General features: G+C 31.1%; 6 protein-coding genes. All 6 read right to left on the bottom strand.

Going from position 1 to position 6,385, the window contains the following annotated elements; genetic code table 11:
- Positions 1-151 precede the first annotated feature (151 nt).
- Positions 152-1,216: a hypothetical protein gene (locus KKC91_07525; protein ID MBU0478400.1), complete on the bottom strand. Its 1,065-nt coding sequence runs from the start codon at positions 1,214-1,216 to the stop codon at positions 152-154.
- Complete coding sequence (locus KKC91_07530) at positions 1,209-3,500, bottom strand: hypothetical protein (protein ID MBU0478401.1); 2,292 nt, start codon at positions 3,498-3,500, stop codon at positions 1,209-1,211. Before KKC91_07530 ends, KKC91_07525 begins: the two co-directional genes overlap by 8 nt.
- A gap of 475 nt (positions 3,501-3,975) precedes the next feature.
- On the bottom strand, positions 3,976-4,416 hold the full coding sequence (locus tag KKC91_07535) for a hypothetical protein (GenBank protein MBU0478402.1): 441 nt from the start codon (positions 4,414-4,416) through the stop codon (positions 3,976-3,978).
- 40 nt (positions 4,417-4,456) lie between these two features.
- Positions 4,457-5,317: a hypothetical protein gene (locus KKC91_07540; GenBank protein MBU0478403.1), complete on the bottom strand. Its 861-nt coding sequence runs from the start codon at positions 5,315-5,317 to the stop codon at positions 4,457-4,459.
- Between the two features lie 53 nt (positions 5,318-5,370).
- Positions 5,371-5,847: a hypothetical protein gene (locus KKC91_07545; GenBank protein MBU0478404.1), complete on the bottom strand. Its 477-nt coding sequence runs from the start codon at positions 5,845-5,847 to the stop codon at positions 5,371-5,373.
- Between the two features lies 1 nt (position 5,848).
- On the bottom strand, positions 5,849-6,385 hold a 537-nt coding region (locus KKC91_07550; protein ID MBU0478405.1), incomplete at its 5' end, for a hypothetical protein.

Genomic DNA, 6,385 nt, shown 5'->3' on the forward strand with positions numbered 1-6,385 from the left:
AGAATCTCTGTCAATCTGCATTGATGTTGAAACTCTGACATAAATTCCGGCTTTCATTAATCACCTCTTTTTATTTGTATTGTGTTGCTTAATTATAGGATAGAATGGGCGGGGTGTCAAGAGTGAGTGGGGAGAAAGGATATTGTAAGAATTATTTATATGAAATTACTTTAGATATAAAATTGTCTAGAGTGATTTCACCACTAGTATATTTCTGATGCCATTCGTCAAGTTCCTTATTTGTCATTATGCCTTGTTCTTTTATTAAAGGTATTATTGACAAGTTATTAAGTTCTGATAAATTTTTCATTATTTGATTATTGAATTCGTCTATTATGTAACAACGGAAATCATTTAAAAACTTCTTTTGTTTTACCACTTGATACACGTCATAATATGAAGTATATTTAAGATCACGTTCAGGACAATTGAAAATTCCTCTAACTTTTGCACGTAACAAGGAATTATTGCGTCGTACTTTGTCTAAATTCTGATAGCGTACCTTTTCTGCAGCAAGAGAAATGTCTTCTGGGTTAGCAATTGCCTTATAACGCAACATAGTTTCTCCCCAAAATCTCTCTAATTGCGGGATGTATTTTAAACATTGTTTTGTTGGACTTTCTTTTGAGAAATGATAACGGAGGTAAAAGACTTCATTAGAATTGAAAACGAAACTCCTCTGATATCGTTTCCCTTCGTTATGTTTATTTGATAACCAAAATAACAAACTGTATTCTTGAATATATTTTCTACTTTTGCCTATTTGCCTAATATTCATAGTAGCCGTACTTAAATAACGAAATTTTGGCAAGGTGAATATTTGTTTGTCTATTTCCTCTTTGTCCCAATCTATAGCATAAAACACCAATCCGTCTGTGAGTAATGAATATGCTATAAATTGTAAAAACTGACCAAAATCATGAGCTTGTCCATAAATATTTCTTCGGTATTGATATTTATTAAAAAAATGATTGTGTAAAACTTTTTGTATATTGGGGTTGGGATGAACAACTAAGAACTTATCTTCTTCGTGTAGGGGTACAATTGATAGACGTGTAGTTTCTATCTCGTTATGTAATTGTATAACATCTCTTGTTGCTTTATTGATTTCCGTATAACCTTTAATATATGAAAGGAAAGGGTCATCAAACCAATAACCCTTCTTTCCTGATGCTTTATTCCCCTGTAGAAATCTGTTTTTTATAAATTCAAACATTTTTCCCCTTTAATATTCTGAGCAATTTTTGTATCTGATTTCTTTTTTCCAAATAGCCTATAAATTCTTTTACAGAATATTCTTCAAGAGAAAAAGATCTCATGCGATCACTATGTCTTTGTATAAAACTGCTGGGGTGGTCTGCTATCCATTCTCCTCCTAAAGGACTTTGCGAATTAGAAAGTATTTTGGGCAGGGCTTCAATTTGAGAATAAATTTGCATAAACCAGTGACGAAAATGCGTAGTTTCTGGAAAAATCAGTTGTAAAGGACGATATAATGCTGTTTTTAGAATAACTATTAAATTCTCCGGTTTTATAAGATAGGTTTCTAATAATTTTACATATTCGCGAATGTAGTATTCATCTTGCTTAAGTTCAGAGATAATATAAGTCATGCCTCCAATAATTAAAGGTGTTCTTACCCAAGCCTGAAGATTTAATAGCTGATTCTCATTTTTTATATCAGAAGGCATGAGTATTTTATGTGAAATAAGAAAAGACTTTGCACTATTGAAGAAAATATTTTTATCTCCATTAACTATGGCAGGAAATAAAATATATTCAATCTGTTGTCTAATATCCGTTTCTTCAATTAAACTTTTATCATTAATCTTCTCAAGATAATCTGAACTCATAGCTGCTTTTTGTGAGATTTGTTCACTTAAACTGTGATAACCAATCTTTTTTAGTTGTTGTATCCAAGTCCACTGTATACCCCAAAAATGAAGAAGCATTTCTTTTTCCCCTTTTTCAAAGCAAATTTTCATAATTTTTTCTACATTATTAGAACTCTTTTTAATATATTCTTCTATTATTGTTTCTTCTTGTTTTTTTAATGTTGTTTGTATTTCATGCTCTAACCATTGTTTGGGGGTTATTATTTGACCTTCAACAGTTAATTCGACTTCCAGACGTTCAAAATAATCAATTAATGTTTCTCTAAATAATGTGGGCATTTCTTCACTAACTAGATCCGTTTTGGATATTCTATAAAGACGCTCTAATGCTTTATTTAGTTTACTCCATTCAAATCCTTCATTGATTGTAGAAGTTATGGAAAAGAAGGCGTTGAGGTACTCAATCATCACGGGAGTGTCAAGGGGATCAATATAATTAAATAAACTAATAAAGTCATTTAAACATTTATCAAAGATTTCAAATTCTTGTTCTTGAAATGCCCCTGGATGATGTTTTGTAAATCTTCCCAAATGGTCTTTACTCACATCCCCAATAAGAATATTTTTATAAGCTGTAATAAGCATTATTGCGCACTTTTTCTGATAATTTTTTGTTAGAGAAGTACTGATCTGGCCCAGAAAACCAATAATCTTATCCTCAACCCAGTTATAGTTTGGTTTCGTAATATGTAAAGGTCCTTTTCCCTGAAGTTCATAGCTGAGTTTCAGGTCATACATCATTAAATTATTGGAACCTATTTTTTCATACTTCTGCGGAAACCATTGTGAATTATGATCAATATATCTTTTTCTTTGTGAATAATATTGGAGAATAAATCCTGCCGAGATTGGTGCAAATTGTGCATCCTGCCAATTATTGTATCTGACCAAGTCTTCGTATAAAGCTTCAACGACACCTAGTAATTCATTGGCTTCTTTTTGTTGCTTTTTAACAAGATTCCAACTTTTGTAAAAACTACTTTTCATATTTGATGCATTATAAATACATGCCTTTGTTTCTCGAATTAATCGAGAGAAAAGACTTTCAGGTTTTATTGATCCTAAATAATGATTTTTAAAAATTAATATGCCCATCAAAGATGAAAATATAAGGCAGATTATTACAGCTAGTGTTACATATGGGATTTTGTTTGTGAATTGGATTCTTAAAAGAGTTGCAATAATAAAAAGATCAGTAAAAATAAGCAATTGAAAAAACAATTCTACAACAGGTTCTTTTTCTATGAATTTAGTAACAGTTTCAGAATACCTATCTGTAGAGAGTCGAAAACCTTGACTATATAGAGCAAATATTATACCTAAAATAGCCGATATTCCTCCGGCTAGGACTCCTAGAAATGTCTTTATTGACCTAATGTCTGGTAAAGAAAAATATTTTAGAAACCATTGTATGATTCTATTGTCTATGTTAAACACAAGATATATAATTTTATCTAATAATAAACATGTGATAAATAAAGTTATTAGGATAACAACCAAACTACGGGAATATTTCCAAATCCCTTGTAAAATATGTATATTTGATAACTCTTCTTGTCTTTGGAATGTTCTTACTCTCCAAGTTTCCTCTTCCATTTTTATCATGTTATAAAATTTACCAAGAAGTCGCGATAAAAAGGATGGTTTTTCTTCTATCTTTTCTAGAATTTGTCTATTTTCCCTCCTAATGAGATATCCCCAAATAAAACTAATAGTTCGTTTTATATAAATAATATGTCTCATATATAAAAATTTTAACCAGTTAATAGTCCATTTAGCTACTATTAGTAGAATTAAAGGTTAGATAGGGGGATTTGTCAAGCGGGGATTTCCCATTCATCTGAATTTATTATTACTATCGCTTAGTAACTACAAACCGAAAGCTTTATAAATATCAAAAACGGCTATTTAATATGGGATGTACTGAAGAAGAAATTAAATTTCGAAAATTTGAAAATGATAGTAATTTATTTAAACAGGAATATATAGTGACAAAGAAGAAATATTTGAGCGATGTACCTAATGATAAGCGGGAAGATAGCATTTTGTATGAGAATAAAAGAAATAATTTCTACATAATTTAAAAAGTTTTTGGAGTTTTGTTAGATATTTTCTTGGGTTTCTTAATTGCCTCATATGTTCCACTTAATATATACCCAAAACCTATGATAAAAATCATAATTCCCAGAAGTATCTCTGAAATTGCGAATAACTTTGCTTTTATTTCTATAGGGCAGATATCACCAAATCCGGCTGTACTAATTGTTGTTGCACTAAAATAGAAACTTTCAAAAAAACCTAGTGATTGAGATTTACTTGTACCTTGTAGCGAGAAATAACCCGGCGGGAGAAATGAATAAATTAGAGCGTAGTTGATTATAACTAATATATAAACAATAATTAAAAATCCCACACGCTTAAATAATAAAGGCTTTTGTTTAATAAGAAAATATATTATTGAACAAGCTATTATAAAAGTTAAAAGAGCAATAGTTTCTATATGTCTTCCAAAGAAAAACATAAAGAAAATCAATATAGGAACTGCAATAAACGAGATAGGGCTAAGAAGGATTTTGAATATTTTTCTCATCGTTAAATTTTAAGTCAAGATAAATTGTTTGGTTTTCTTTAATGATATTGACGATTTGGAAACCATATCTTTTTTGCCATTCATCAACAATTATTCTTGGTAAAACTCCCCCTGTAAGGTTATATAGAATACGATGTTTAATTTCTTCTCTTATTCTTTTATTTCTAATATTAATACCAGATAAAGCTATATGTTTATATAATATTAATATTATTTCTAAGTGTTGCCACGTAAAAAACTCTAATCTACCAAATAAACAATTATCTAAAGATCCAAAAGCGACATCGTCCGTAATAACCCAAATGCCTGCTTGTATAAAATTATCACCTACATTCCTACCTAGACTTGGTGTTATATTATTATTATCCATATAAACTAGATCATCAAAGATATTTTGTATACAGGTCTTAGTGTATAAAAGCCACTTATTTGTTGAAGGGATTTTATCTTTTATAAGATTTAGATCGGCTTCCTGTATCTCTTCATCTTTTGCTGGTGCTAATTCATTAGCTTGAAGACAATAACCATATAAATACAATCCACTTCCGTGTTCAGCTTTGTTAATGCCTATTACTTGCTTTCCTTTAACGCCTTGTATTAATTTAAGAATTACTCCAGTAAAAGATACTGTAGCTAGAAGTTTAAGGAGTTTTAGGATTATTTTATCTGTTTTGGTTTCCTCAGTATTTTCTCGTTCTTTATCTTTTCTAACTCCAATAACTTCTGCGATTCGTCCATGAAACCTACCATTTTCTATCGCCCGAATTTCTATTTTCCCCTTTTGTTGTAATCTAAACAAAAGAGCCATCCACTTATTAGGGTCATGTTTCATTTTTTGCCTCCGGATTATGCTAACAAAAATTTTACCATAATAAGCAAAAACAATCACACATGATATTCGTCAATCTTGCGGTTTTTCCTGTCATCTTTATCACTATTATCTCTGTTTCCCTTGTTTTTCCTTAGATGTCGCTTAAGAATGCTTTCAATGCTATGGATATCATCGCTGTCATCATCCTCATTGCTGTCATCACTCTCATCGTTGTTATCATTATGATAATAATCAGAGCTCTTTTTGGGTTCAGATGGATTATTGAAAGAGGGCGGGGATTCTTTTCTGACTGCTGCTATTATTAATGCGATCAGGAATACAAAGCATTTCCCTATCCATCTCAGGATATGAAATATAAACATGCTTATGCCGGCAATTGCTATCCCAACAGGTGTCAGTATCTTCCCCATTAATCTGAAAAAAGCTCCCCACTTCCCAGAGTAGACTAAATAACAAAATAGTATGACAGGAGCAATAATAAGTGTAACTTGAATAATCGATACTGCTATTTCTGCTGGGGTTTCATACATATCAGATTAATTCCTCTACAGATAGTTTTAAGATTTCAGTCAAAAGACAGGTTTTAACCTTAGTTTTATTTTCATTGCTTAGTTCTTTGATTATGTTTTCAACCTTTTCCAGAACTGCATTATCTTTGCAGGCTATTATCACTTTTTCACAGCCAGCTTCTATGTCTTTTCTTATGTTTTCTTTTTCGTGTTCAGATGAGATTGCTATTTCTATGGCTATTATGCCTTTTTCTGTTTCTATTCCGACATCCAAGAATTTGCTGTTAAGGTTTTTCTCGATTTCAGCTTTATATCCCTGCTCTTTAAAATGCCCGCGGATTTTATCCTGCCAGAAGCCATGTTCAAATCCTGCTCCTCTTCCGATTTGTTTTTTGCCTTTAACTCCTAAAATCTCCTGCCCTGTTTCTGTCATAACCAGAAATTTTGTTAATCCGCCTCTTCCGCCTAAATTTATCTGCTCTATTTTGCATAACTGCTTTCTTATCAGCTTTTTCATTATTCCATTGCCTTTGCCTGCTGATAAATCAAGATTTTCATA

It is taken from the genome of bacterium (assembly GCA_018812485.1).
GTDB lineage: Bacteria > JAHJDO01 > JAHJDO01 > JAHJDO01 > JAHJDO01 > JAHJDO01.

Coding starts and splice junctions, on each gene's coding strand:
- KKC91_07530 (MBU0478401.1), bottom strand. CDS start 3,500: ATGATAAAAATGGAAGAGGAAACTTGGAGAGTAAGAACATTCCAAAGA.
- KKC91_07535 (MBU0478402.1), bottom strand. CDS start 4,416: ATGTTTTTCTTTGGAAGACATATAGAAACTATTGCTCTTTTAACTTTT.
- KKC91_07545 (MBU0478404.1), bottom strand. CDS start 5,847: ATGTATGAAACCCCAGCAGAAATAGCAGTATCGATTATTCAAGTTACA.
- KKC91_07525 (MBU0478400.1), bottom strand. CDS start 1,216: ATGTTTGAATTTATAAAAAACAGATTTCTACAGGGGAATAAAGCATCA.
- KKC91_07540 (MBU0478403.1), bottom strand. CDS start 5,317: ATGAAACATGACCCTAATAAGTGGATGGCTCTTTTGTTTAGATTACAA.